The organism is Marinomonas dokdonensis, from assembly GCF_052747885.1.
Genome location: NZ_JBRAND010000008.1, coordinates 23,715 through 49,086 on the forward strand (window position 1 = coordinate 23,715; position 25,372 = coordinate 49,086).

At 41.4% G+C, this 25,372-nt stretch carries 20 protein-coding genes; 14 read left to right on the forward strand and 6 right to left on the reverse strand.

Annotated features, from left to right (window positions below; all coding sequences use genetic code 11):
• The first annotated feature begins 13 nt into the window (after positions 1-13).
• The 9 genes from ACUM5Y_RS15165 (at position 14) to ACUM5Y_RS15205 (ending at position 13,130) form a co-directional block, all read left to right on the forward strand.
• Complete coding sequence (locus tag ACUM5Y_RS15165) at positions 14-574, forward strand: recombinase family protein (protein ID WP_445977720.1); 561 nt, start codon at positions 14-16, stop codon at positions 572-574.
• Positions 574-1,008: a VPA1267 family protein gene (locus tag ACUM5Y_RS15170; protein WP_445977721.1), complete on the forward strand. Its 435-nt coding sequence runs from the start codon at positions 574-576 to the stop codon at positions 1,006-1,008. The genes ACUM5Y_RS15165 and ACUM5Y_RS15170 overlap by 1 nt, the downstream gene beginning before the upstream one ends.
• Entirely contained in the window at positions 1,008-3,191 is a 2,184-nt protein-coding gene (locus ACUM5Y_RS15175) for an AAA family ATPase (RefSeq protein ID WP_445977722.1), read from the forward strand. The genes ACUM5Y_RS15170 and ACUM5Y_RS15175 overlap by 1 nt, the downstream gene beginning before the upstream one ends.
• Positions 3,192-3,307: 116 nt before the next feature.
• Positions 3,308-4,867, forward strand: coding sequence for a type I restriction-modification system subunit M (locus tag ACUM5Y_RS15180; RefSeq protein ID WP_445977723.1), 1,560 nt, complete (start codon positions 3,308-3,310; stop codon positions 4,865-4,867).
• Positions 4,864-6,132 carry a restriction endonuclease subunit S gene (locus ACUM5Y_RS15185; RefSeq protein WP_445977724.1) on the forward strand — a complete coding sequence of 423 codons (1,269 nt, stop codon included), beginning with the start codon at positions 4,864-4,866 and terminating at the stop codon, positions 6,130-6,132. Before ACUM5Y_RS15180 ends, ACUM5Y_RS15185 begins: the two co-directional genes overlap by 4 nt.
• Positions 6,133-7,680, forward strand: coding sequence for an AAA family ATPase (locus ACUM5Y_RS15190; protein WP_445977725.1), 1,548 nt, complete (start codon positions 6,133-6,135; stop codon positions 7,678-7,680).
• A 69-nt stretch (positions 7,681-7,749) separates the two neighbouring features.
• A complete protein-coding gene (locus tag ACUM5Y_RS15195) occupies positions 7,750-8,751 on the forward strand; it encodes a Fic family protein (protein ID WP_445977726.1) in 1,002 nt (333 codons plus the stop codon).
• 68 nt (positions 8,752-8,819) lie between these two features.
• On the forward strand, positions 8,820-11,933 hold the full coding sequence (locus ACUM5Y_RS15200; protein WP_445977727.1) for an HsdR family type I site-specific deoxyribonuclease: 3,114 nt from the start codon (positions 8,820-8,822) through the stop codon (positions 11,931-11,933).
• Between the two features lie 75 nt (positions 11,934-12,008).
• Entirely contained in the window at positions 12,009-13,130 is a 1,122-nt protein-coding gene (locus ACUM5Y_RS15205) for a hypothetical protein (protein WP_445977728.1), read from the forward strand.
• Positions 13,131-13,235: 105 nt separating this feature from the next.
• On the opposite strand, the gene ACUM5Y_RS15210 is transcribed toward ACUM5Y_RS15205, so the two are convergent.
• The 3 genes from ACUM5Y_RS15210 to ACUM5Y_RS15220 all read right to left on the reverse strand — a co-directional run bounded on the left by ACUM5Y_RS15210 (position 13,236) and on the right by ACUM5Y_RS15220 (position 15,413).
• On the reverse strand, positions 13,236-13,373 hold the full coding sequence (locus ACUM5Y_RS15210) for a hypothetical protein (protein WP_445977729.1): 138 nt from the start codon (positions 13,371-13,373) through the stop codon (positions 13,236-13,238).
• 148 nt (positions 13,374-13,521) lie between these two features.
• Positions 13,522-14,886, reverse strand: coding sequence for a DEAD/DEAH box helicase (locus ACUM5Y_RS15215; RefSeq protein WP_445977730.1), 1,365 nt, complete (start codon positions 14,884-14,886; stop codon positions 13,522-13,524).
• Complete coding sequence (locus tag ACUM5Y_RS15220) at positions 14,886-15,413, reverse strand: VspR family transcription factor (RefSeq protein WP_445977731.1); 528 nt, start codon at positions 15,411-15,413, stop codon at positions 14,886-14,888. Before ACUM5Y_RS15220 ends, ACUM5Y_RS15215 begins: the two co-directional genes overlap by 1 nt.
• A gap of 100 nt (positions 15,414-15,513) precedes the next feature.
• Here ACUM5Y_RS15220 and ACUM5Y_RS15225 point away from each other — a divergent pair, with 100 nt between their 5' ends.
• Positions 15,514-15,882, forward strand: a complete 369-nt coding sequence (locus ACUM5Y_RS15225) for a helix-turn-helix domain-containing protein (RefSeq protein WP_445977732.1) — start codon at positions 15,514-15,516, stop codon at positions 15,880-15,882.
• 220 nt (positions 15,883-16,102) lie between these two features.
• On the opposite strand, the gene ACUM5Y_RS15230 is transcribed toward ACUM5Y_RS15225, so the two are convergent.
• Positions 16,103-19,354, reverse strand: a complete 3,252-nt coding sequence (locus ACUM5Y_RS15230) for a VPA1262 family protein (RefSeq protein WP_445977733.1) — start codon at positions 19,352-19,354, stop codon at positions 16,103-16,105.
• Positions 19,355-19,493: 139 nt separating this feature from the next.
• Positions 19,494-20,282, reverse strand: a complete 789-nt coding sequence (locus ACUM5Y_RS15235) for an ion transporter (protein ID WP_445977734.1) — start codon at positions 20,280-20,282, stop codon at positions 19,494-19,496.
• Between the two features lie 282 nt (positions 20,283-20,564).
• Here ACUM5Y_RS15235 and ACUM5Y_RS15240 point away from each other — a divergent pair, with 282 nt between their 5' ends.
• A complete protein-coding gene (locus ACUM5Y_RS15240) occupies positions 20,565-20,828 on the forward strand; it encodes a hypothetical protein (RefSeq protein WP_445977735.1) in 264 nt (87 codons plus the stop codon).
• A 10-nt stretch (positions 20,829-20,838) separates the two neighbouring features.
• On the forward strand, positions 20,839-22,029 hold the full coding sequence (locus ACUM5Y_RS15245) for a methyltransferase (RefSeq protein WP_445977736.1): 1,191 nt from the start codon (positions 20,839-20,841) through the stop codon (positions 22,027-22,029).
• Positions 22,030-22,053: 24 nt separating this feature from the next.
• On the opposite strand, the gene ACUM5Y_RS15250 is transcribed toward ACUM5Y_RS15245, so the two are convergent.
• Positions 22,054-22,866, reverse strand: coding sequence for a helix-turn-helix domain-containing protein (locus ACUM5Y_RS15250; protein ID WP_445977737.1), 813 nt, complete (start codon positions 22,864-22,866; stop codon positions 22,054-22,056).
• Positions 22,867-23,092: 226 nt separating this feature from the next.
• Here ACUM5Y_RS15250 and ACUM5Y_RS15255 point away from each other — a divergent pair, with 226 nt between their 5' ends.
• Entirely contained in the window at positions 23,093-24,496 is a 1,404-nt protein-coding gene (locus ACUM5Y_RS15255; protein ID WP_445977738.1) for a Na+/H+ antiporter NhaC family protein, read from the forward strand.
• A 9-nt stretch (positions 24,497-24,505) separates the two neighbouring features.
• The gene (locus ACUM5Y_RS15260) at positions 24,506-25,204 is read left to right on the forward strand and encodes an aspartate/glutamate racemase family protein (protein ID WP_445977754.1); all 699 of its coding nucleotides are present in this window, start codon (positions 24,506-24,508) and stop codon (positions 25,202-25,204) included.
• The last annotated feature ends 168 nt before the right edge of the window (positions 25,205-25,372 follow it).

The following is a 25,372-nucleotide window of genomic DNA, read 5'->3' on the forward strand; positions in this document are numbered from 1 at the left end:
TTTGGTGCACCTAATGTCACATTTGATTGGTTATGCTCGAGTAAGCACCATCACGCAAGACCTAAGCCCACAAATCACTTCCCTAGAGAATGCTGGGTGCCAGAAAATATTTTCAGGAAAATACAGCGGTAGTTCAAAGGATATCGATGCTCAGCTTCAATCTCTGATTGATTATGTGCGTGATGACGATGCCGTTGTTGTAACAAGACTAGACAGGCTTGGCCGTTCGCTGAACGCTATTTTGAGAACCATCAACAAAATTCATGAAAAGAACGCTTCACTTAAAACACTAGATGGCGCTTTAGATACTTCTCAACGCACAGCACTATCACAAGCAATGGTTTCACTCATTGGAGTCTTTGCCCAATTAGAACGTGACTTAATCTTTGATAGATCAAGCGAAGGTCGAGCGGCGGCCATACAAGCCGGTAAGCATATGGGAAGGCCTCCCAAAATCAGTGACAACGAAAGAAAGCAGATACGTAAACGCCTCAAGTTTAAGAGTATTTCTAAACTGTCACGAGAATTCGAGGTAAGCAGGCAGACTATCATGCGAATTAGGGACGAACAATAATGGCTAACGGTCAGCAGAAAGCACAGCAAAACGTCAACTCCTTTGAAGTTTGGAAGGCTACCCAATCGGATGATGATTTTCTGCAAATTGTCCACCGAGGACAGTTGAAGCGTGGTGAAGTTGCGAAGGCTATTGGTTGTGGGAAGTCCGCGCTGACACAGAACCCTATTCTAAGAGAAGGTCTTGAGAACCTTGAAACGGAGTTAAGATCGCGTGGTGTGTTGCCGCCCTTCGCAGCTGAGTCTGAAACAGTAAAGTCTAATCCAAAGGAATACGATGCTAGCCAAGCCTCTAAGCAACTGGAGTCTAGAAGGTTATCTCAATTAGAGGCTGAAAACATTGAACTTAAAGCCAAGGTTAGAGAGTTAGAGTCTCGCTTGGAACGCTTCGGCGAGTTGTCTGAAACCCTGTCTGAGATGGGGTTCATGCCTTGATGAATAATACTACCCAGGAAGATCGCGTTAGAATCACTAGCATTCCGCATAGTTCTTTTAGTCTAGTTATCTTCACCGGTGTGCCACTGGAAAAAAATTCGTATAAAACCACTAGCGGTAAATATTACGTCACTATCAAGGTAAATCCTGAATCAATCCCAGTGCAACCGGCAATTGGGCAGTATTGGACGGTCAAAGGCGCACGACGTATTGAGGAAGTGCCTTCAGGCGATTACGTAATGCTACAGCATGTCTATGAAGCACCAGATTATGTTGAATGTACTCTGCCAGAGTCTGGTGAACAGCTAATACAGTTCATCGCCAAAGAAAAAGCATTTAGAGGAATTGGAGAGGTTAAGGCCAGAGCTCTATGGGCGTTGCTAGGCAACTCTTTCCATTCGACCCTTCAAACTGACACACGCGAAGCCAGAAATCGCCTTAAAGGGGTTTTGAGTGAGGATTCTATTGATGCGCTTTACGAAGGATACGAGAAGTATAAAAATCTCAAACATACCAACTGGATGACGCTGCGCGGTATTCCAGTTTCAATTCAACAACGACTCCTTAAATTTCATGATGATAAATCTGTGGACGCAATACAGGACAACCCTTATCTACTATGTGGATTCGGAATGTCCTTTGATGATGTTGAAAGCCTTATTAAAAAATGGGCTTTTGAAATTGCAGCGGATGATCAGAGGCGACTTAGTGCAGCCCTAGAAATTGCCCTACGAAAGCAAGTAGAAAAAGGTCATACCTATACGAAGCGAGAAGACTTAGTACCTGCATTGAAAAAATTGCTGGGTAATAATGAGCTAGTCGCAAGCGCCTGCAAAGCAGGACACGATAAAGCTCAATTTCTGCTGAATAATGACACTCTGACTTATCACCCAACCGCTCAGCTATTAATGGAATCTACCGTTGCCAAACGTCTGCTAACAATGGCTGATATTAACGGTTTGTATGACCGAAAAACCAGCCAAGCTTACCGTGCGGCTCTTAAAGAATTACCTTATGATCTAACAGGCAAGCAAAAAGAAGCAGTGGGAACATGCTTAGATAATGCTGTAGCCTGTATTACAGGAGGGGCCGGAACAGGTAAGACGACAGTACTCAGAACAGCACTTAGAGCCTTTAGTTTTATGGGGTATGCGATCCACGCAGTTGCACTGAGTGGTCGGGCTACAATGCGTCTACATGAGTCTATAGGCTTCACCACGATGACTATTGCTGGCTTTTTGAGAAACCCACCATTGGACAGCACAGGTAGCGATAAAAACCTATTGGTGATTGATGAAGCAAGCATGGTTGATTTACCGACCATGTATCGGATAGTTACGCATATACATCCATCTGTACGGATCGTACTAATGGGTGATCCGGATCAACTGCCGCCTATTGGATGCGGAAAAGTATTGGCTGATATCGTTCACTCAAAACGAATAGCAAACACCATGCTGGATATTGTGAAACGTCAGGATGGAAGTACCGGAATCCCTGAGTACTCGAAGCTCATTAATCAGGGAGAGATTCCTCCGAAACTGTCTACCGCCTCTATATTCTTCCATGAGGCTAATAGAAGCGAAATAACCGATAGGTGTTGCCTTCTGTATCGTGAAAGCCCTGAGAAGAGTCGTATTATTGCGCCTACTAGAAATATGGTCTCTGAGATAAATAACAAAGTTCAATCTGCTGTGAATAGTCATGGCGAAATGCTTAGATTCACCATGTACTCTGAAGAGTTCTTCTTAAATCTACGACTGAATGATGCCGTTTTGTTTACGAAGAACCTTTATCACAGAGGGATCCAGAATGGCAGCCTTGGCGTTCTTAGTGGCGTTGAGCCAGAACAGGATGACTCAGATGAGTTGACTGAAATATATTTTGGTGATGTTACACTTGATACCGGTGACAGAATACAAATCACACAGGACGTCTTGGATTGTATGGAATTAGGTTACGCCATTACTCTACATAAGGCCCAAGGCTCACAATTTCCACGAGTGATCATTGCATTGCATAAAGGCAGAATAGTCGATCGTGCCTGGCTATATACAGCCATTACCCGTGCAGAGAGTGAAATACATATCGTGGGAAGCAAGGAAGATTTTATTGCTATTACCGCAGCCACAAGTAATGCAAGTCGAAGGAATAGTTATCTTGAAAAATTATTATCGGTGTAAGATTAATGTATTTAATACCTTACAATGGTCCTTTTAGCCGGTTCACCAAACACTAACATGCGCTTAAATTTGAAAGAGCGCGTGACTTTAAAACGATTTAAATTAGGGAAGTAAACATGACAAGCATGCAACAACGAGCCGAACTTCAACGCCAAATATGGGCGATTGCCAATGATGTTCGAGGCTCAGTGGATGGTTGGGATTTTAAACAATATGTACTGGGTACGCTGTTCTACCGTTTTATCAGTGAAAACTTTGTCAACTACATCACTGGCGGTGATGAGAGTGTTAATTATGCGGCCATGTCTGATGATGACGAAAACATCCAATTTGCCAAAGAAGATGCCATTAAAACCAAAGGCTATTTTCTGTACCCTAGCCAGTTGTTTAGCAATGTGACGGCCAATGCACACAAAAACGAAAATTTAAATACGGATTTGGCAGCAATTTTTGCGGCAATCGAAAACTCAGCCAATGGCTATGATTCAGAAAAAGACATCAAAGGCTTGTTTGCGGATTTTGATACCACCAGTAATCGCTTAGGTAATACCGTAGAGGCAAAAAACAAACGCCTTGCAGCTGTGTTAAAAGGCGTGGCAGATTTAACCTTCGGTAATTTTGAAGACAACCAAATTGATTTATTTGGTGATGCCTATGAGTTCCTGATTTCAAACTATGCCGCCAATGCGGGTAAATCCGGTGGCGAATTTTTCACCCCCCAGCACGTCTCAAAATTGATTGCGCAGCTTGCCATGCATGGGCAAACTAGCGTCAATAAAATATACGACCCTGCTGCGGGTTCTGGGTCGTTGTTGTTACAAGCGAAAAAACACTTTGATGCGCACATTATTGAAGATGGTTTTTTTGGTCAAGAGCTCAACCACACTACCTACAACTTGGCGCGTATGAACATGTTTTTGCACAACATTAACTACGACAAGTTTAATATTCAGTTGGGTGATACCTTAACCGAACCACACTTTTTAGATGACAAACCCTTTGATGCCATTGTCTCTAACCCGCCTTATTCAGTGAAATGGATTGGTAGCGACGACCCAACCTTAATCAACGACGACCGCTTTGCGCCCGCAGGTGTTCTCGCCCCAAAATCAAAAGCAGACTTTGCTTTTGTATTACATGCACTTAGTTACCTATCAAGCAAAGGTCGTGCAGCGATTGTTTGCTTCCCCGGTATTTTTTACCGTGGCGGTGCTGAGCAAAAAATTCGCCAATATCTGGTTGATAACAACTATGTTGAAACAGTGATTTCACTGGCACCTAACCTGTTCTTTGGCACCACCATTGCGGTGAATATTTTGGTGCTGTCTAAACACAAAACTGACACTACCACCCAGTTTATTGATGCCAGCGGTTTGTTTAAAAAAGAAACCAACAACAACGTGCTGACTGAGCAGCACATTGAAGACATCATCAAGGTGTTTGCCAGCAAAGAGAACGATGAGTATTTTGCCAAATCCGTTGATTTAGATGTCATTGCAGCCAACAGCTACAACATATCGGTAAGCAGTTATGTGGAAGCTAAAGACAATCGCGTAGTCACAAACATTACTGAACTCAATCGGGATCTAAAAACCACTGTTGCTAAGATCGACCAACTTCGCAGTGATATTGACGCCATTGTCGCGGAAATTGAAGGTGAGGAGCTTGAAGCATGAATCATTTGAGTTATTTAGAGAAGCTGCTGGATGGGGTTGATGTTGAGTGGAAAAAATTAGCAGATATTTTTCAGCTTAAAAATGGATATACACCATCAAAATCAAAAAAAGAATTCTGGGAAAATGGAACTGTTCCATGGTTTAGAATGGACGACATCCGAGAAAATGGCCAAATCCTTGATGGCTCGCATCAAAAAGTCTCAGAGAGTGCAATCAAAGGTGGAAAGCTATTTCCTGCAAATTCAATAATAATTGCCACATCAGCAACCATTGGAGAGCACGCTTTGGTTCGTGTTCCATTTTTAGCAAATCAGAGATTTACTAATTTAAGTTTAAAGCCTGGTTATAAAGACACTTTTAACAGCAAGTTTATTTTCTACTACTGCTTTATTTTGGCGGATTGGTGTAAAAAAAATACAACCATGTCCAGTTTTGCATCTGTTGATATGGGTGGATTTAAAAAATTTCCTTTCCCCATCCCATGCCCAGATAACCCAGAAAAGTCGCTGGCAATACAAGCTGAAATAGTGCGTATTCTGGACGCATTTACCGCCATGACCGCCGAGCTGACCGCCGAGCTGACCGCCGAGCTTAGCATGCGCAAAAAACAATACAACTACTACCGCGACCAGTTGTTGAGTTTTGAGGAGGGTGAAGTTGAGTGGAAGACGTTGGGTGAGGTGACCCGACTTATTACCAAAGGAACAACCCCAAAAGGATTTGTAAGCTCCGGGGTTAATTTTATTAAACTGGAAAGTTTTGATGATAACCAAATCAAACCAGACAAGTTTATGTTTATTACTCCAGAAGTTCACAATAAGGAACTTAAACGCTCAATATTAGAAGAAGGTGATATTTTATTTGCTATAGCAGGGGCAACTATTGGAAAGTGCGCGATTGTTGATAAGAGTGTTTTACCTGCAAATACCAACCAAGCATTAGCTATTGTTCGCTTGAGCCAGGAGGTAAATGTAAAGTTTGCTTTTTACTACATGCAGACCACAGCAATGACCGATTATATTGCTAGGTTTAATAAAACTTCTGCTCAGCCAAATATAAACTTGAAACAGATGTCGGAGTTTAAAATTCCTGTCCCTTCTATTAATGAACAAACCCGAATTGTTAAGATATTAGATAATTTCAATACGTTAACAAGTTCCATAAAAGAAGGTCTCCCCCGCGAAATCGAGCTACGTCAAAAGCAATACGAGTATTATCGTGACCTGTTGTTGAGCTTCCGCAAACCTATGGAGGAAACAGCGTAAATGAGCGGTCAAATGTACAACCTGATCATGGCAAGCGTGCCTAGCTTTTACTCAGGGGAGCAAGGGGAATTCACGATTCCGAAAGGCAGGTTTCTTGAATACACGGAAGCCTCTATCAAAGGGCAATTTCAATCATTAGATCAGGATGCAATAAATAAGCTCAAGAATCTGCCAACTATGTTTGCGGTCGAGGATGAAGTCGCTGATGCAAGAATTGGGAAAATTACCGATATTAAAGTTAATTCGAATAGTTTACGCATTAAGTATCGATTTGACAAAGACTACTACCCTTTAACCAGAGGCCTTCTAAAGGAGAAACAACAAAAATTAGATATCGATGATTTTGAGTTTCACCGGGGGCATTGGGCCGTTAAGAAATGTGATATTTCTGAATTTTATGGGGAGTATTTAAAATCACTTGCAGGGATTGCCCATAAATTAAAGAATACTGATAAAAAAGTGCAGTTAATCTATGCCTTTAATGGCACAGGTAAGACGCGTTTGTCTCGTGAGTTTAGGGAGCTAATCGATCCTAAGAGCGAAGCTGAGGCGGAAGATCCTGCAGATTTTTCAAATTCAAAAGTTTTATATTACAACGCATTCACTGAAGATTTGTTCTATTGGGATAATGATTTAGATAAGGATAAAGAACGTCAGCTCAATATTCAGCCCAATTCATTTACGAATAGGCTGTTAAACTTTCTTCAAAGCCAAGGATTGGATGGCCAGATTGTTCGTCGATTCCAACAATATTCAAATTCAAACATCACACCGTATTTTAATGATGATTTTTCTAAAGTGTCGTTTTCGTTAGAAAGAGGTGGGGATGATAGCTTAAGTAAGATAAAAATTTCTAAAGGAGAAGAAAGTTGTTTTATTTGGAGTGTTTTTTATGCTCTTTTAGAGCAGGTAATATATACCCGAAATGTGGTTGAAGAAGGTGAGCGAGAGACAAATCAGTTTGATGAAATTCAATATGTTTATATTGATGACCCTGTGAGTTCTTTAGATGAAAATCATTTAATGCAGCTTGCTGTTGATTTAGCTTCTTTAATAAAAAATAGCCCGCTTTCGATTAAGTTTATTGTTTCAACACATGACACGACGTTTTATAACTTTCTTTATAATGAACTGAATTCAAAAGAATGTTTTTTGTTAGAAGTGCTAGAAGATCAAAGTTATTCATTAGTTAAAAAGAATGGTGATTCAAATACGAGTTTTTTCTATCATTTAGAGCTTAAAAGGCAGCTTGAACAGGCAATTGAGAATGGAAATATTGATAGGCAACATTTTATATTCATCCGTAACCTTTACGAAAAAACAGCTAGTTTTCTAGGTTACCCAAAATGGTCAAATTTATTACCAGGTGATAATGATGAAAATAGAGAAGCCTATCTTAATCGTATAATTCAATTTTCAAGTCATGACTCTTTAGCTCACTTGCGTCCAGCCATGCTTAAACCTGAAGAAAAGAAAATAGTCGGCTTTCTGTTAGCGCACCTCGTTAATAATTACAATTATTGGCAACAGGAAGAGCTTAATGACTAAAATCAGCAAAAAGCCGCCTGACACCATTTACTCCTCTGCCAACGATGTCAAGCATAAGGAGGCAGCCTAATGGCCTATCAACTGCCGTTTACTATTACCACCGAGATTCTCAATTTTGTGGCGCAAATCAGGCAGCAGGTGGGTGAGTTAAACGCCAGCCACCTTAATGCCTCGCCGCAACTGCGCAAGCAAAACCGCATTAAAACCATTACTGGCACGCTGGCCATTGAAGGCAATACCTTAACTGAAGAACAAATCACCGCCATTGTTGAGGGTAAATCTGTGCTGGGTAGCGTGCGCGAGCTGGCCGAGGTAAAAGGCGCGATTGCCGCTTACGATGCACTGCCTACCTTTACACCTAGCACCATTAACGATTTACTCACAGTTCATGGATTAATGCTGTCAGATATTCTTGTAAATGCGGGTGAGTTTCGCAGTAAAGTCGTGGGTATCCATAAAGGCGGTGTGGTGCATCACGTTGCGCCGCCTGCCCATCAGGTATCCGGTTTAATGGCTGATTTAATCCAATGGCTCACGCATACAAAAGATCACCCATTGATCGCCAGTTGTGTATTCTATTACGAATTTGAGTTTATTCACCCCTTTGCCGATGGTAACGGTCGTATGGAGCGGTTATGGCAAACGCTGATTTTATCCAAGTGGCATCCGCTGTTTTTATCCTTGCCGCTAGAAAGTGTGATTAAAGACCATCAGCAAGCGTATTATCACGTCCTAGAGCAGGCCGATAACCAAGCAGACAGTACGCCGTTTATTCATTTTATGTTGTCGGTTATTCAGCAAACACTCGCGCAAAACGCCTCGGTAAACGCCCTCCTAAAAGAAGGTGAAAACGCCCCTGTAAATACCCTTATCAATGTAACGGGCTTTAAAACGCCTGAGGCTATTTTAGCATTGCTCAGTAGCACGCCCGAGCTAACCCGACAACAACTCGCTGATACCTTGAATAAAGACGTTAGAACCATTGGCCGTGCCATTAGCAAACTACAAAAAGAAGACAGGTTAACTCGGGTCGGTTCAGATAAAACCGGCCATTGGCAAGTCACTGAATAATGCGACGCCGTGGCTATTTCCATTTTGGAACACACCACGGCTTACAAAAAGAAAAAGGATGTAGATGAATGACAACGTATAAAACAGTTGCTGAATCAAATAATTTTATTGTGTTAGATAAATACACTAAAGAATGGCAGGTTAACGAAAGTTTTCAAAGCGAAGGTGATTTAGAGCGCGAGCTGATTCAGGATTTAAGCAATCAGGGTTATGAGTATTTACCTGCGCTAACGACGCCTGACGCCATGCTGGCGAATGTGCGAAAACAGCTACAAGCACTCAATAAAGTTGAGTTTACCGATGCCGAGTGGGGTCGCTTTTGCGAGCAATACTTAAACACCCCTAGCGATAATATTCTTGATAAAACTCGCAAGGTGCACAGTGACTATATTTTCGATTTTGTCTTTGATGATGGCCATATCGAAAACATCTACCTGTTTGATAAGAAGACCATTGCTCGTAACAAAGTGCAGGTCATTAAGCAGTTTGAGCAAACAGGAAGCCATGCCAACCGTTACGATGTGACGATTTTGGTCAATGGTTTGCCTTTGGTGCAAATTGAACTGAAAAAGCGTGGTGTGGCGATCCGTGAGGCGTTTAACCAAATACATCGCTACAGCAAAGAAAGCTTTAATGCAGAGAACTCGTTGTACAAGTTCTTGCAGCTGTTTGTGATCTCTAATGGCACCGACACGCGCTATTTTGCCAATACAACTAAGCGAGACAAAAACAGCTTCGATTTTACGATGAACTGGGCGAAGTCGGACAATACACTGATCAAGGATTTAAAAGACTTTACCGCCACTTTTTTCCAGAAAGAGACGTTGCTTGAAGTGATCTTGCGTTACTCGGTGTTTGATGTCAGCAATACTTTGCTGGTAATGCGCCCCTACCAAATTGCCGCTACAGAGCGCATTTTATGGAAGATAAAGTGCGCATTTAACGCTAAGAATTGGAGCAACACCGAGAGTGGCGGGTATATTTGGCACACCACCGGTTCAGGAAAAACACTCACCAGCTTTAAAGCGGCACGTTTGGCCACTGATTTAGACTGTATCGATAAAGTCTTTTTTGTGGTGGACAGAAAAGACCTCGACTATCAGACGATGAAAGAGTATCAGCGGTTCTCGCCTGATAGTGTGAACGGTTCAGACAGCACCGCAGGGCTTAAGAGCAACCTGGATAAAGACGATAACAAGATTGTCGTCACCACTATCCAAAAGCTCAACAACTTAATCAAAAGCGAAAGCGATTTAGCGATATACAACAAGCAGGTTGTCTTTATTTTTGATGAGTGTCATCGAAGCCAGTTCGGTGAAGCGCAGAAAAACCTGAAGAAGAAATTCAAAAAGTACTACCAGTTTGGATTTACCGGTACTCCAATTTTCCCTGAAAATGCCTTGGGTGCTGAAACCACGGGCAGCGTGTTTGGCCAGCAGTTGCACACTTATGTGATCACTGATGCCATTCGTGATGAAAAAGTACTCAAGTTCAAAGTGGACTATAACGATGTTCGTCCGCAATTTAAGAGCATCGAGACTGAGCAGGATGAAAAGAAGCTTAGTGCGGCGGAGAACAAGAAAGCGTTCTTACACCCGATGCGCATTCGTGAAATCTCGCAGTATATTCTGAACCATTTTAACCAGAAAACGCATCGAGCCTATTCTGGTGCCAAAGGGTTTAACACCATGTTTGCAGTCAGTAGTGTTGATGCAGCGAAAGCGTACTATGAAACCTTCAAAACATTGCAGGCCGAGGCCGAAAATGGACCTACAAGTAAACCTCTGCGAATTGCGACTATCTTCTCATTTGCAGCCAATGAAGAGCAGGACGCCATTGGTGATATTTTAGATGAGAGCTTTGAAGTTAGCGCGATGAACAGCAGCGCGAAAGAGTTTTTGAGCGCCGCGATTAACGATTACAATGCCATGTTTAAATCTAACTATGGCGTGGACAGTAATGGCTTTCAGAACTACTACCGTGACCTTGCCCAGCGCGTGAAGAATCAAGAAATAGATCTGCTCATAGTGGTCGGTATGTTTTTGACTGGCTTTGATGCGCCTACGCTCAATACCTTGTTTATTGACAAGAATTTGCGTTATCACGGTTTGATGCAGGCGTTTTCTCGCACTAATCGCATTTATGATGCGACCAAGACCTTTGGCAATATTGTGACCTTCCGGGACTTAGAGCAGGCAACCATTGATGCCATCACCTTGTTTGGTGACAAAAACACCAAAAACGTGGTGTTGGAGAAGAGCTACAAAGAATACATGGAAGGCTTTGAAGATATTGCTACTGGCCAAGCGCGTCGAGGTTTTGTTGATATCGTAAAAGAGCTTAAAGAACGCTTTCCAAACCCTGAAAATATTGAAAAAGAACAAGATAAAAAAGAGTTTGCCAAGCTGTTTGGTGAATACCTAAAAGCAGAAAATATTTTACAAAACTACGATGAATTTGTTGGTTTAAAAGCGCTGCAAAGTTTAGACACCAGTGATGAGCAAGCCGTCGAAGAGTTCAAATCAAAGTATTATCTGAACGATGCTGACATCGAAGCAATGCAAACCATTGATATGCCAAGCGAGCGTGCTGTCCAAGATTATCGTTCTACCTACAACGATACCCGCGACTGGTTACGACGTGATAAAGAAGGTCAGGACAAAGAAAAGTCATTGGTAGACTGGGACGATGTGGTCTTTGAAATTGATTTGCTTAAATCTCAAGAAATAAACCTCGACTACATTCTTGAACTGATCTTTGACCACAATAAGAAGAACAAGAGCAAAGAAGGCTTGATTGAAGAAGTTCGTCGTATGATTCGTGGTAGCCTTGGCAATAGAGCGAAAGAGAGCTTGGTGGTTGATTTTATTAACCAGACAAACCTGGATGAGATCAATGACAAAGCCAGCATTATCGACGCCTTCTTCAAGTTCGCCCAGGCTGAGCAGAAGCGCGAAGCCGATGCCATTATTGCGTCTGAAAAGCTCAATGAAGAAGCTGCCAAACGTTATATTGCGTCATCTCTCAAACGTGAGTACGCCTCTGAAAATGGTACTGCACTTAATGAGGCGCTGCCCAAACTTAGCCCATTGAACCCACAGTACCGAACCCAGAAGCAAACGGTTTTTCAGAAAATTGCCGCTTTTGTTGAAAAGTTTAAGGGGGTCGGTGGTAAACTTTAAATTAGTAATTATATTTTTCTGGCATGTGCTAATGAGCTATAGCCTTTTTTTGAATGTCATTTTGCGATCAAACTAATGAGCAGTGAAAAAGTAGTTATCAGACCAATAATTTATAAAAATCCATTTATAAAAACACCTCAGGAGGTCGTAGAACTATTTGGTTTTTCAACCTCTATTAGAAAACAGATTAAATTTATTGCAACCTTGCATGGGCAAGAGGTGAAAGTTAGTGATCGCAGCCTTGATAACTTATCGGGAAAGGGGATATCTGAAAAGAAAGCAGTTGAGGCGCTTACTCCTCTTTTCACTCAATTGGATCGATTGAACTTAAATCTTGATGATTTAATTCCCACAGGGTCAATGGTAGATGATATTAAGTTGCTTTGGGATATACTAATTAAGCAAATTTTAGCTGAATTTCAATCTATAGAACAAGCCCCGCGATTTTTAGAACCTTTGATCGATTTTATTGAGAGACGGTGCATAGAATTTGAGCCTCAACGCACATTTGCTGCTAGCCATAGAGGAATAGATGAGCCCAAAATGCTTACTCTAATCCCTAATTTTTACCGTCCAGTTATCAAAAAAACTGCTTTGAGCTCAGAACAACAAAATTTGGTTATCAGCGGGTTAGATAAGCTTGCTTTGGGCGAAAGTATAGAAACAAACCAAGACGAATTGGAAGCTATGGGTTTTTTTACGCAAGATTTCAATTTGTCTTTATTTGCAGCTCTAGACCTAGTTGCCATCAACTGGAAGCATCTTCATCAAGAAGGCACTAAACAACATAACAGTTTTTTGGTTAAAATTCTGGCATCAGAAGGTAAATGTTATTTTGGCAAACTTATATCTTTTATCAAAACTGAGCTTAATATTTCTTTTAAGGACTTAGCTCAGTGTGTACCCATTCGGCAAGAAAGTACGGAAACAGGCCGGACTGTCTTAGAAGTTCAAGTTGAACGTCTAAAAGAATGGCGTAAAGGAAAAACGAAACCTAGCTTTGCAACGCTAGAGAAATTTTGCTCAAAATTTGCTTTTGAAGACCAACTTCTTTTATTGATTTATTGCTTGATTTGCCAAGCAATAGACCGTCAGCTCGTTAAGTATAAAGATGATGAGCAGCGGATACTTAAGGAAATCTACTCCGCAGATAACTACTTGACCTACTATTTGAGAGAAAAAGAGACGGCCGCTTAAGCGGCCGTATATAAGTCTATTTCTTAGGTGGATTATTTCCTCGCCCTTTGCCTGAAGGGTTGCCACTACCATTTTTAGTTGGCCAATTCGGATTGTTTGTCGTCATTATTGATCCTCCCAGTTTTCAGGTCGTTCTTCTTCCCCACGAGACTGCCAATACGAATCATTGTTTGGGTTTAATTGGTCTGCGCGATTATCAATATCATCTTGAGTTTGCTCGTAGTCACTTTCGAATTGAGACATGGTATGTTTCCTTTATTAACTAAGCAGCACCATTGCTGCTGTAAGGAAATATTACTATCGAGACTCTCTGTGAAATAAGGGGGGTTAAGAGCGCATGCTAAACAATTTTGCATTGGTTAAAAGCCAAGACTTTGATCTGAGAATGCACCTATAAATAGTAAGAAATGATTTTCGATTTGAATGACGACATCGTAAGCTCTTTTAGAATTGTTAATTTCAATAGTTCATGACTATCACTCAAGATAAACTCATCAAGGTCTATTTCAGACTGTAATACGCTATCTGCACAAGAGCCTTGGTTATTGCTATTTTTTGATACTGGCGTGTTTATGCTATTGAGCAATTCTTCAGTTTTTTGATAGTTGTAGGTACCTGGAATTGCTTTGTTCAGTCGTTCTGCGAACTCCACTAGGTTTGGCTCTGCCAGCATGTACATATCAGCGACAGGTGGCTGATCTTTGGTCATTCGTATGATACGTCCAAGAATCTGACGGAAGTATAGTTCAGTAGTTACATCAGTCAGGCTACAGCAGACTTGCAACCTTGGTATGTCCGTCCCTTCACTGATCATGGCGATGCTGATGATCCATTCGCTGTTGTCTTTGCGGAAACGGTTAATAAGCTCTGGGGAGTCATCATGCCTATAGGAAACTAACGTCGATTCTTTATTGAATTGGTCTGATAGAATCGATTGAATCTGTAAAGCATGTTCGTATGAAGATGCAACTATTAATCCGCCTGCATTAGGTGAGTTTTTTCTAAGAGCATTCAGCTGATTAATGCTTAATGAAAGTAAATGCTTGATGACTTCAGGGTGTCTGATCACAGCTTGATAACTTACTTCTCCTTCGCTTAGCAATGACTGCAAGCTGGTGTAGGTTTCAAATTTATCTACTCCTTTCACTGTAACTTTTTCAATATCAATTGCGGTAATTTGAGGCTTCCGACAGACCTTGTCTTTTATTGCATCAACAAGATCATACGAGTAGTCACACATAATGTTACCTTCTGGATCTGAGTATTTAGCGAATGAAATAGGAAGCGTATCAGTGCGCCAAGGTGTGCCAGTAAGTGACAACGTATAAGTTGCTAAATGTTGTATCGTCGATAAAAGTTGCATTCCCCATGCGTTAGCTGGAGAGTTTCCGTCGCCCGCACAGTGATGTATTTCATCAAAAATGACCAAGACTCTAGTGGCCGCAAGATCATTGATTAGTTCAGCTGAGTTGCTAAGTGAATGATAAGTACGTGATGTTCCGATTGCTCCAAGTCTTCCATTCAACTTGCGCTTCAATGTTTTCTCAAATGTTTCTTCGATGCTCTGTGAAACGATTCGAGAAGGAGAAAAACATACTACATAGTCGATATCGCCATTGTTAATAAGATCTTTTGCAATATGCGCTGCAAGCAGGGTTTTACCGGCACCAGGTGAAGCCAATACTAAGAATTGAGAGCGCTTCTTAAAAGATGTTACTGCCTGAGCGAGACACTGTTCTTGCCATTCCCTAAGCATTACACACACCTCTCAGATTGAGTTGATTTAATAATTTTTTTTATGGCATTTAATCGGCCGTAGAACTTTGTCGCTTTTTCTCTCGACTCATTAAGCAGTTTTACAATAGCAGGTCGATTATGTGGAAACAGTCCTAAATACTCCTGATAAGCATCAATCTCCCCCAACAGTAGTTTTAATTCAGCATTGGCTTTCTTTTCTTCATCCAGAAGATGCACTTCATTTGAGCTTTGACTTATTTTGATAGTTTCTTCGCCAGACTGCTCATGAGAGCTTCTGCTTAGCATTAAAATCAATTCAGAAGTTAGGTGGTAAGTTCGGGCATTACGCTCTCCACTGGCATTTAGGAGACCTTCAGATGTTAGCCTGTTAACGTTCCTTGCTACCAGTCTCGTTGATTGGGTTATATCTAGCTCAGTTGTACTGGATGCTAATTGAATGAGATCTTTTCGTCTAATGCTGGTTCCTTTCACGCGCTGTAAAAGTTCTTTGAACTGTTTATTCAAAGAAAATGGTTTGGATGTCATGTTTGTGTCTCAAAAACTAAATACTTAGGATTGCTAAGTATACAGAAATAAGTAAAACTTAGACAATCTAAGTACATGAGACTTTAAAGATGAAACTATTTTGTCAGATAACCCAATACCACTACGGCTTAAACAAGCTCGTAAGAAAATCGGCATATCCCAGAAAGAGCTTGGGATAAAGATCGGCATGGACGAAAGCTCTGCCAGCGGTCGTATGAACCACTATGAGAAGGGACGGCATTCGCCTGATCTCGAAACGCTGAGAAGAATCGCTCAAGAACTCAATGTTCCGCTGAACTATTTTTTGTGTGAGGACGACCTAAGTGCTGAATTGGCGTGTTTGATTTCTCGTTTAGATGATACTTCCAAGAAAGCATTAATCACTGAACTGGAGAAGTTGGAAGACTTAGACTTAGAAAAAGTCGTAGAACAGCGTGAAAATTCACCTGAGGTTACTATAGATATCTAAGATTTATAGCTATTCATGCCTTCTCTTGCTGTTTGTTAAATTATTCAGAAAGGTCGTCATCTCACGATTTAGATCCGATTAGTGTATTGAAATCGTTGTTACATTATCAGGCTCGTTAATTAATTTTAAGCCCTAGTTTTATCTGGTAATAAGATGGTTCACCCATTAGGTTGTAAGAGGAGCTTCATAAGACTTTACGTCGAACGCCCTATTATGAGCTTCAATCAATGTGGCTTCCTTTCTGTTCAGCTACCTTGTTTATCTGAAGGAATATTTCGTCTTGTAGCAATTCGGACTCAGGTCTTATTAAAGCTAGCTCTTTCGCAGTGTCATAAAGTTCTACTATTTTCTGACTGTTATCATTCCCATTGATTGAATTGTAATATCGACACCACTCAGTAAATAGCCATATCCATAAAGATACCTTTAGAGCGTTATTCCAGTTAGACCAATTAGCAGTGTTAGCCAATGGTTGTTGAATAACTTGTTTTTGTTTTCTCAGGATCTGATTTAGATTTTTTAGACACTTCTTCTGATATTCTTGTGAGCTATTAGCAAATAACCATGCTGCAATTTTGGTTACTTCTCCTTCTCGGTCAAAGTTAAACCTATTTATCTTCATTGAGTTAGCAGGTTCCAGTAAATTAACAAGTTCTTCATGCCAAATTTGGCTCGCGTCTTCAAATGTAACTCTTTTTTTGTCAATTAAAGGGGCTATAACGTTACGTGAGATCCAAGGTTCAGCCCAAGAGAGCTGTTTCATATGCCCTCGTAATGAATCAATCATACCTCTAAGAATAGTTAGGTCTAATTTTTCTGGAAGAAGTTGATGAAGTTCTTCTACAAGCTTATTGATTAAATTGGTATCTTGTTTAATGGTCGAGTAGCGATTGATTAACCAACTTATAAAGGTGCATTGCTCATCTCTCGGCAAGTTCTTAATTATGTTAAGGTTACTAGTTTCGCCTACTCGGTAGTCTAATTCACACCATGCTAGCCATTTGAAAAAATCATTTTTGCTACCTAAAAGAGCTGTAACTTGTAGCTCGCTTGTCAGTCTAGCTTCAATAGAAAAGCAAATGTTTCGTAGAATTTGCTCTAAAACAGACAAGCGAATTTTATCGGAATCGTTAAATTCGTTAGTAAGCTCCATAGCTTGAGTATCAACTAACTTAATTAATGAAACGGGATCGTATGTCCATAGATATTTGACGCAGTAGTATTCACTCCATGTAAGAAGCGATTGTTTAACTCCCATGGAGAAGTTATGAGGGGCTGCCGAACTGTGCAGAAAATCGGATAATGTCTTTTTGAAATAGCTAGGGGAGATCAAAGATAATTCATGATTAGTACTTTTACCAACTTCTCTATTAAATGTCGTTTTTAAGATCCCAGACAGTGAATTCAAGAAATTCGGTTTATTTGAAAAATATTTTGTATCGTAACAACTAAGTTCTATTTGAGATAAAAGTTCTCCAATGACTTCCCAGTATGGGCTAAAATCAATTTTATCGAAATCAATGGAATTAATAAATGACTTCAATCCATTTGGGTCTATGTTTTTAGGGAAATTATCATTGTATAATTTTAAATCCTTAAGTTTATTGATTAGATCATTTTCTTTTAGCCCTTTTAGTGTTGGCTCTTTAAACCAGTGAGATAAGATATCGCCTATAAAATCACTGTCAAAAAAAGTATCACCTTTATTGGGTTTAACGAGCTTTGACTCATGTATTTTTGAGTTGTAGAGATGAGATACTTTTTTATTAGAATTAGATAGTAAGTTTTTCTTATACTCGACTACTTTATACAGGACATCCATTGGGATTGGTGTAATAAGTAAAGGATGGTTTTCGGCTACACTTTGGAGGGAGTTTGATAAATGATAACCTTTTACTGGTAGACCTTTATTATCCGTCACTAATATGTAACGATCATGTAGGTTACCATCACTAACACCATAAATATTAATGTTCTTTTGTTGCATTAGTTTTTGATTATGAGAGCATGCTTTTAATAAGGCTTCAGTTCCTCTAGTTTTTGTATGGTTGTTTGTTCTAAAAATAGTATAGTCGGAGTCATGTGTTGAACTGAACAGTATTAGAGCTAGTCCTACATCTTCAAAATGAGGGTCGAAAATTGTAATTGAGTGCCTTTTACTAGATTGTGCGAGCTCTTTAAACCATTCAGTGAATTGAAGTCTACCTTCCCCTGAGCTCATCCCCCACCGAGGAAAGAAAGCTCCGTCTGACTGTTCGGGATAAATCAGTTTGAATGCTTTGCTTAAGGAGCGGTTGATTGGAACCCAAGGATCTGTTTTTCGGTTTGTAATAGTATTTCTTGTAGTAGGGGTGTTATTATTTATCGACAAAACCTTCGCAACGCGGTCTGACATCTTTTGAGTTACCGTTTTCTCTAACCAATCAAACTTATTCGACTCAGAAAAGTCGCTGTCTACATGAATCTGGTAATTCACCTGTCTAATGAAGTACGTTGTCCAGCGGTCATAAAGCGTAAATTCGCCCGTTTGCTTATCTGTAGCCCCGAAGATATCTAAAGACATCGAGTCTATAATCGAGTTGAGTTTACTATCGACATTAAACGTACACTCATGCCTTCCGCTAGCATCTTGAATTGCAGTTTTGAGTGATGAGTAAAGAAGCTGACCATTGTTTTCAAGGCGTAAATTGAATTGAAATTGAGTGTGTTGATCAAGTTCAGCTGGACTTATATTTACATAAATTTCTTTCTTATCATCAGACCATTGAATGTTTCTCAATGGCTTTTCTTTATCATCAATGGAAGGGAAGAACATGAGTTCGATGTCACCAAATCGAGATAAATCATGCTCTCTAAACTTTAACCCTGTGTCTTGATTTAATTCATCAATAACCATTGAAGTTAGATCAATGTTGTAGTTTTCTTGGACACTAAATAGTTCCTGTTTATTACATTGGACAATAGATGCGCTAAAAGCCCCAGCGCCAGCATGAGGGCTCCCAATTGAATTACTAGGGTGGGCATCTTTATTGATTAAATAAGTAATAGGTTTAAACGCGAGTTTATCTTGAGACAGTTTAGTGTCCCCAAAGAGATCAGCAATCTTATTTTGTCTAAAACGTAGCTCACATTTCTCACTAATACCGCGAAGAGTTTCACCGGAACAAAGTTTTTCGACGACACTTTTAGCTGTTTTGCCATCTAAATATATGTTGAACTTTTTGACTTGGGCTCTATAGCCTTCGAATGCCTTCGAATTGTCATCGTTACTAAAGGACCATGAGTTGTTGCAAAAACTATAGGGTAGTAAACGCCCATAAATGATTCTGTTTTCAACATAGTTGTTACCTTCTATACGTAGAACCCATAGCTGTAGAGCACATGAATGCTTCTCTGAAAATAGCCTTTGAATTCGTTGATCATTTAAAATGTCGTCTAGTGAAAAAGGCATAGAACCTTGTTGTTTTTTCATATTTAGCCTGGGTATCTGTGTATAGTTTGACAAATTAAAATTTTATGGATCTTATGAAAATACATTAAGCATGTTTGAATCATTTAAACACCAGGTTACTCTTAGTCTCCGCAATAGCTCTTTTAAAAGTCTTTTCGAATCATTTCTTCTGCGACTCTGACAGTATTGCTTTAATTTCCTTAAGTTCTTGCTGTAGATCGCTAAGTGAAGGTTCCTTTTCTGCTCTTTCTGCCTGATGCTCTTCTTCCATCACATTAACTACTATACCTATTACCATATTTAAGAACGCAAATGCGGTAAAGAAGATAAATGACATATAGTAGATCCAGCTCATTGGGTAGACTTCCATGGTCTCATATTGAATATCGGTCCAGTCCTCAAAAGTCATAACTCTAAACAATGTCAACATTGAGATAGCAATGTCTTCCCAAAGAAATGGATTGATTTCACTGAATAGAAAGCTACCAATCGCCGCGTAGATGTAAAAAATGATAAACATCAGAAGAACCACATATCCTAATTGTGGTAGCGCCTTTATTAATGAGTTGATCAAAATTCTTAGTTCTGGAACAACAGAGACCATCCTAAGAACACGGAATACTCGTACTAGTCGAGCAAGGAGTGCCATCTCAGAGTTGTCAATCGGTATAAGGCTAACAATCACTACCAATGTATCGAAGATGTTCCATCCTTTTTTAAAGAAGGCCTTCTTATCTTCATCAGCCACAAATCGAACAGTTAATTCAAAAAGAAAGAAGATTGTGATGAAGGCATCTAAGATGCTCGTGAACGATATCGCTGTATCAGGTAGCTCAAATGTCTTTGCTCCTATTTCAAGGGCAGAAATAATGATGACTGCTACAACTAGCAGTTCGAAAATTTTATTGTTTTTGAGGTTGTTTAGTTTGATTTTTACAGCATCGTACATGGTTCTTTCAGCCAATCTTTGAAGATAATAGAAAGTCATGATTATAGATATGTTCGTTATGATTTACCGCAAATTCTTTGATGTGTCGTTGATCTCTGTATGCGATAAAATTTTGGTTAACAGATTGAGATCTCTTAGATTAAGTTTTACTATGCATAGAGGCATGTTAACGATATTTTTGTTAACATGCCTCTATGCATACACTTTAACTCTTTATAAATGGGGTCTTTACTCATTCACTCACTCCCTAGTTTACAATATTTCCCCGATAAAAACTATGTCATGTACGAAACTATGGAGGTCTACCCATTAAGCTGGATCTTCTACATTATCTTTATCTTCTTAACCGCCTTTGTGTTTTTAAACATGATGGTGGGTGTGGTGTTAGATGTGATGACCCAAGAAACCGCCGCCAAAGAGCACGACGCCCAAGAGAACAATCATCAAGCGCTCGTGGCTCAGATCGGTGAATTGCAGAGCCAAATAGCACGACTGGCAGAACAGATAGACGCTCAGTCTAGCGATAATAAAGACCAGCCTAAATAACACACTGCTAATGGCTTGCTTTCATAAAGACTTTTTAGCCCTCGATGCTTGCTTGAGCGAGCATCGAGCCCTATGGCAGTTCGACTCCTTTGCTAGCCTAACGAACCCTTGGCAGACTCAATACCCTCAATTGAGTCAGTATCTTGATGGCCTAGAATTGGCGGATCTGGAAGATCAATGTGGCCTGAATACTCTTTGTGAATTTTTGCCGAGCCTATCAGCTTTGCAAGCTTGGCAAGGCCCTCAACCTATTAGCGAAGTGGCGGCTTATACGCCCCCGCCTAGTTACCTCGCGGCGGGTATTAAAGGGCGCAAATGGCAACAGATAGAAGCCTTTGTGGCACGTACTCCCAAAGCGCAAAACTATGTTGAATGGTGTGCCGGTAAAGGGCATTTGGGGAAACTATTGTCCTATCAAACAGGGCAGGGTGTTGTCAGTTTAGAGTGGCAAAAAACTCTTTGTGAGGACGGCCAGCAACAGGCCGCCAAACTGAAACTTCCGCAAACTTTTCAGCACGCCGATGTGTTAAAGCAACAGGGAGTTTCCGCCCTTGCCAGTACCGATTGTGCGGTGGCCTTGCATGCCTGTGGGGATTTACACCGCACCTTACTCACCCAAGCTGCGTTGGCCAAAGTGCCCAATTTATGTTTGTCTCCTTGTTGCTACCAGTTAACCAAAGATGACACTTACCAGCCTTTATCTGCCACCGTGGCAAGGCATTCACAGCTCAGTATACGTAAAGCCGATTTAAAATTAGCGGTGAAAGAAGTAGTGACTGCAGGGGCGAGAGAAAAGCGCCTCAAGAAGCAAGAACTCACCTACCGATTGGGTTTTGATGCTTGGCAACGACAAGCTCGAGGCATAGACGAATACCTGCCATTACCCTCAATTCAAAAAGCCTTACTCGCGCAGGGGTTCGCAGGCTTCTGCCAATGGGCGGCAGAATGCAAAGGCCTAAGCCAATATGTGAATACCCTAGGTTTTGGCCAATTTGAACAGGTTGCAGAACAGCGCTACCAAGTGGTTCAAAAGCTCGAAGCCATTAGCCAATTGTTCCGTCCCGCCCTTGAGCACTGGCTAGTATTAGACCGAGCCCTTTATTTACAAGAGCAGGACTATCAAGTCGAGATAGGAGGCTTTTGTGAGAAGAATATCACCCCGCGTAACTGGCTTATTAGAGCGTCTCGTGCTGGGCAGTAAGCATTTATACTAGGCAGTCCTTACTTACTTGGCGCGAAATTGCCAATGCTCGTTGTGTCCTTGGTTATTGATCATCTCTAGCAATGAAGGTTCTAAAACTGGATCATCTGGGGCATAAAAGCCACATTCTGCTAAGGCTTTGCGCAATGAAATCTCTTGTCCTAAAAACTCCATGGAAACTCTAGCGCTGCAAGGCATGCGTTCATCGTTAGAAGAAACTCCCATGCGTAAGCCATGCAGCCAATGAATTCGGTTCTTAAAGGTTGGATAAAGGATGGTTTGGGTGATTTCATTAACGGTTAAGGATTCATAGTCCGTCATAAAAATACGATCAGACAAAAAGTGCGCCACGCCTAGGTATTTACAATGACAGACTTGTTGATTTTGCTCACCGGCTTCCACTAAGCGCTCGGTACGCTGATAGAGAATTTTATCCTCCACTTTTGAAAAGCACACTAAGGACTTAAGCACCTTACCCGGGTTACTCATGGAGTAATAATATTCAAAATAGTAGCCCAAATATTTGTCTAATTCTGGGCTAGATTTGTCCATCAGCATTTTTAAATGCTCAAGCTCTGGCTGACCACTTACCAAGCTGTCTTGTCGAGGGCTGTGCTGTACTAACTGCTGGAACTGCTCATGGGGTAGCTGTAGCTCATATTCTGCCACATCAAAAAACTCACAAATACGTCTTAATGTATTGGCCGCTGGGCGGTGTCGCCCACTCAAATAACGATTAAATTGCGAGCGACTGATCCCCAAGCGTTGAGTTACATCACTGATCGATTTGTAATAGCTGCACAACAGCCGAAGATTCAATGCAACGTCTTGATTCATTATTTGAGCCTAGAGAAGAGAGAGGATTTATAAGCATATCAAGTAGTTTACGCTTCATGAAAGACGCATTTTGATGCACAAAGCGCGTCAAAGTACGCCAACCTAGTACAGAGTGTCAAATGTCTTAAAAAGTCTTCATTTGCTCTACTTAAAAACTCCATGTCGTCCAGTGAGTCATTTCACTGTCAGGGCGATGTAAGTATGAGAAAAATCTTGAGGAATTTTTATGACGGAAAAATCGAGTTTGTCGTTTTACGGTGGCCCATGGCTGTCATTTTTACCCATTATTAGTTTTGTTAGTGTGGCGATTTATGTGGCCACAGCTCTTGAAGAGGCCACGATACAAGGCATGTGGGTAGGTATACTTGCGGGTTTGCTAGTGACCTTCTTATTCGCCAAAGATAAGTCCTTATATGCCGAAACCATCATGAAGGGCATGGCCAGTAAAGTAGCCATTGCGCCTGTGGCAGCGTGGATTTTCGCAGGAATTTTTGCCACCGTTTTGCGTTCTTCAGGCTTGGTCGATGGCGTGTTGTGGGCGGCGTACCACACTGGAGCGACAGGCACAGCATTTGTTGTCGTGAGTTTTATCGCCAGTGCGTTATTTGCCACCGCGGCGGGTACAGGTTTTGGCACCATAGCCGCAGGCATGGGCGTGCTTTACCCAGCAGGGGTATTACTCGGCGCAGACCCTTTGCTGATGGCGGGAGCGATTGTTGGAGGTGGTGCATTTGGTGATAACTTAGCACCTATTTCAGATACCACTATTTCATCGGCGGCCAGCCAAGGCACGGATATTGGTGGTGTGGTGCGTTCTCGCTTGAAATACTCAGCCACAGCGGGCGTGATCACTCTGGTACTGCTGGTGGTTTTTAGTCTTGCTAATTCTGGTGTTTCAGCGAAAGTACCTTATGAAGTGCTGGCCGAGCATATGGACCCGAAAGGCTTATTTATGCTGATTCCTGCCTTTGCAGCTATTTATGTCGCTATGAAAAAGGGCGATGTGATTTTTGCTACGACAGTGGGCATATTATTAGGCATGCTGGTGGCCGTGGTGACAGGTTTAAATACAATTGATGGCTTTTTATCGGTCGAAAATGGCGCCTTGATTAACGGTGTGGCAGGTTGGATGTCGGACTTGTCTATTCTGGTATTACTGCTAGCGGGCGGCATCCGAATCATGCTGGACGGCGGTGGTAGCGACAAGCTTATCGAAGGCTTGAAAAGCTATGTCAACACCCCACGTGGTGCCGAAGCTTCCTCAGCGGGTTTATCCCTATTCCTATCGGCGGTGATGAGTATTAACGCTCCAGCAATCCTTGCGGTCGGTTTGTCCTATGCCAAACCTGTGGGCGAACGCTTTAAGCTGCACCCTTATCGTCGAGCTAATATTATCGACAGTATGGCTTGTACTCTTGTGTACTCACTACCTTGGTCTGCAGCCTTGCTGTTTGCGTCAGGTTTGTCGTCAAAAGCAGCGGAATCTTTCGCGGGTGTACCAGCATTAAGCCCAATAGAAATGACTCCTTGGATTTTATATACCTGGGTATTGTTGGTGGTGATGAGTGTTTCCATTCTTACGGGGTGGGGCCGTAGCTTTGTGGATGATCAGCCTGCGGCAGGGAAGTAGTAGTCAGTGATGAAGCAAGTAAATCGAGCAAAACTAGGCATTATCACAGGCTCTGGCCCTGAAGCGGGTGTGGATATGTGGCAAAAGATTCTTGCCGCGAATAAACACATGATGCAAGAGGGCTTTCAGGGAGACTTAGACGCACCTAATGTGAGTATTATCTCTGAACCTCAGCTTGGCCTTTCCATGGAGTTAGAAAAAAACGATGCCATAGTTTGGCAAAATCTAGCAAGGGTGGCACAACAACTGGCGACACAAGTAGATTACTACGCCATTGCCTGTAATACCCTTAATTACTATCAGCCACAACTTGAAGCCTTGGGATTGAGTGCCAAACTCGTATCCTTTGGTGATGTTCTGAAGCACAAGATACTGACGGAAGGTCTCACTAAAGTCGCTTTATTAGGTTCCGACTCGGTGACTAATCTTGGCACTTGGTCACCCTATCGTCAGCTTAAAGATGTGGTGCAGGTAGAAGTGCCTAAGGCTGACAGCGGCTTACATCAGCTTATATATGATGTGAAAACCTATGGCGGTGCAAAAACCGACATAGTGGCACGTTTTACCAAGCTGGTGGATGAACTTGAAGCCGACGTGGTGCTGTTGGCGTGTACGGAATTACCACTCATTCCAATACAAACCCATAAGCAATTGATGGATGTGACGGAGTTGGTGGCAGAAGAAATGGTGGCGTTATCTTTAGCATAGGCTGCTTCTAATAAAGCTACTGCTGCTAGAGAAAGCGCCATGAAAACAAAAGGGGGCGAAGTGGATACTACGTCCCCTTTTTTTGGGCCTTAAGGTAACACCTTGAAACCCAGTTTAAGCAGATAGGACATGCCCACTAAACTGACAAAACCAAGCAGATACAAGAGC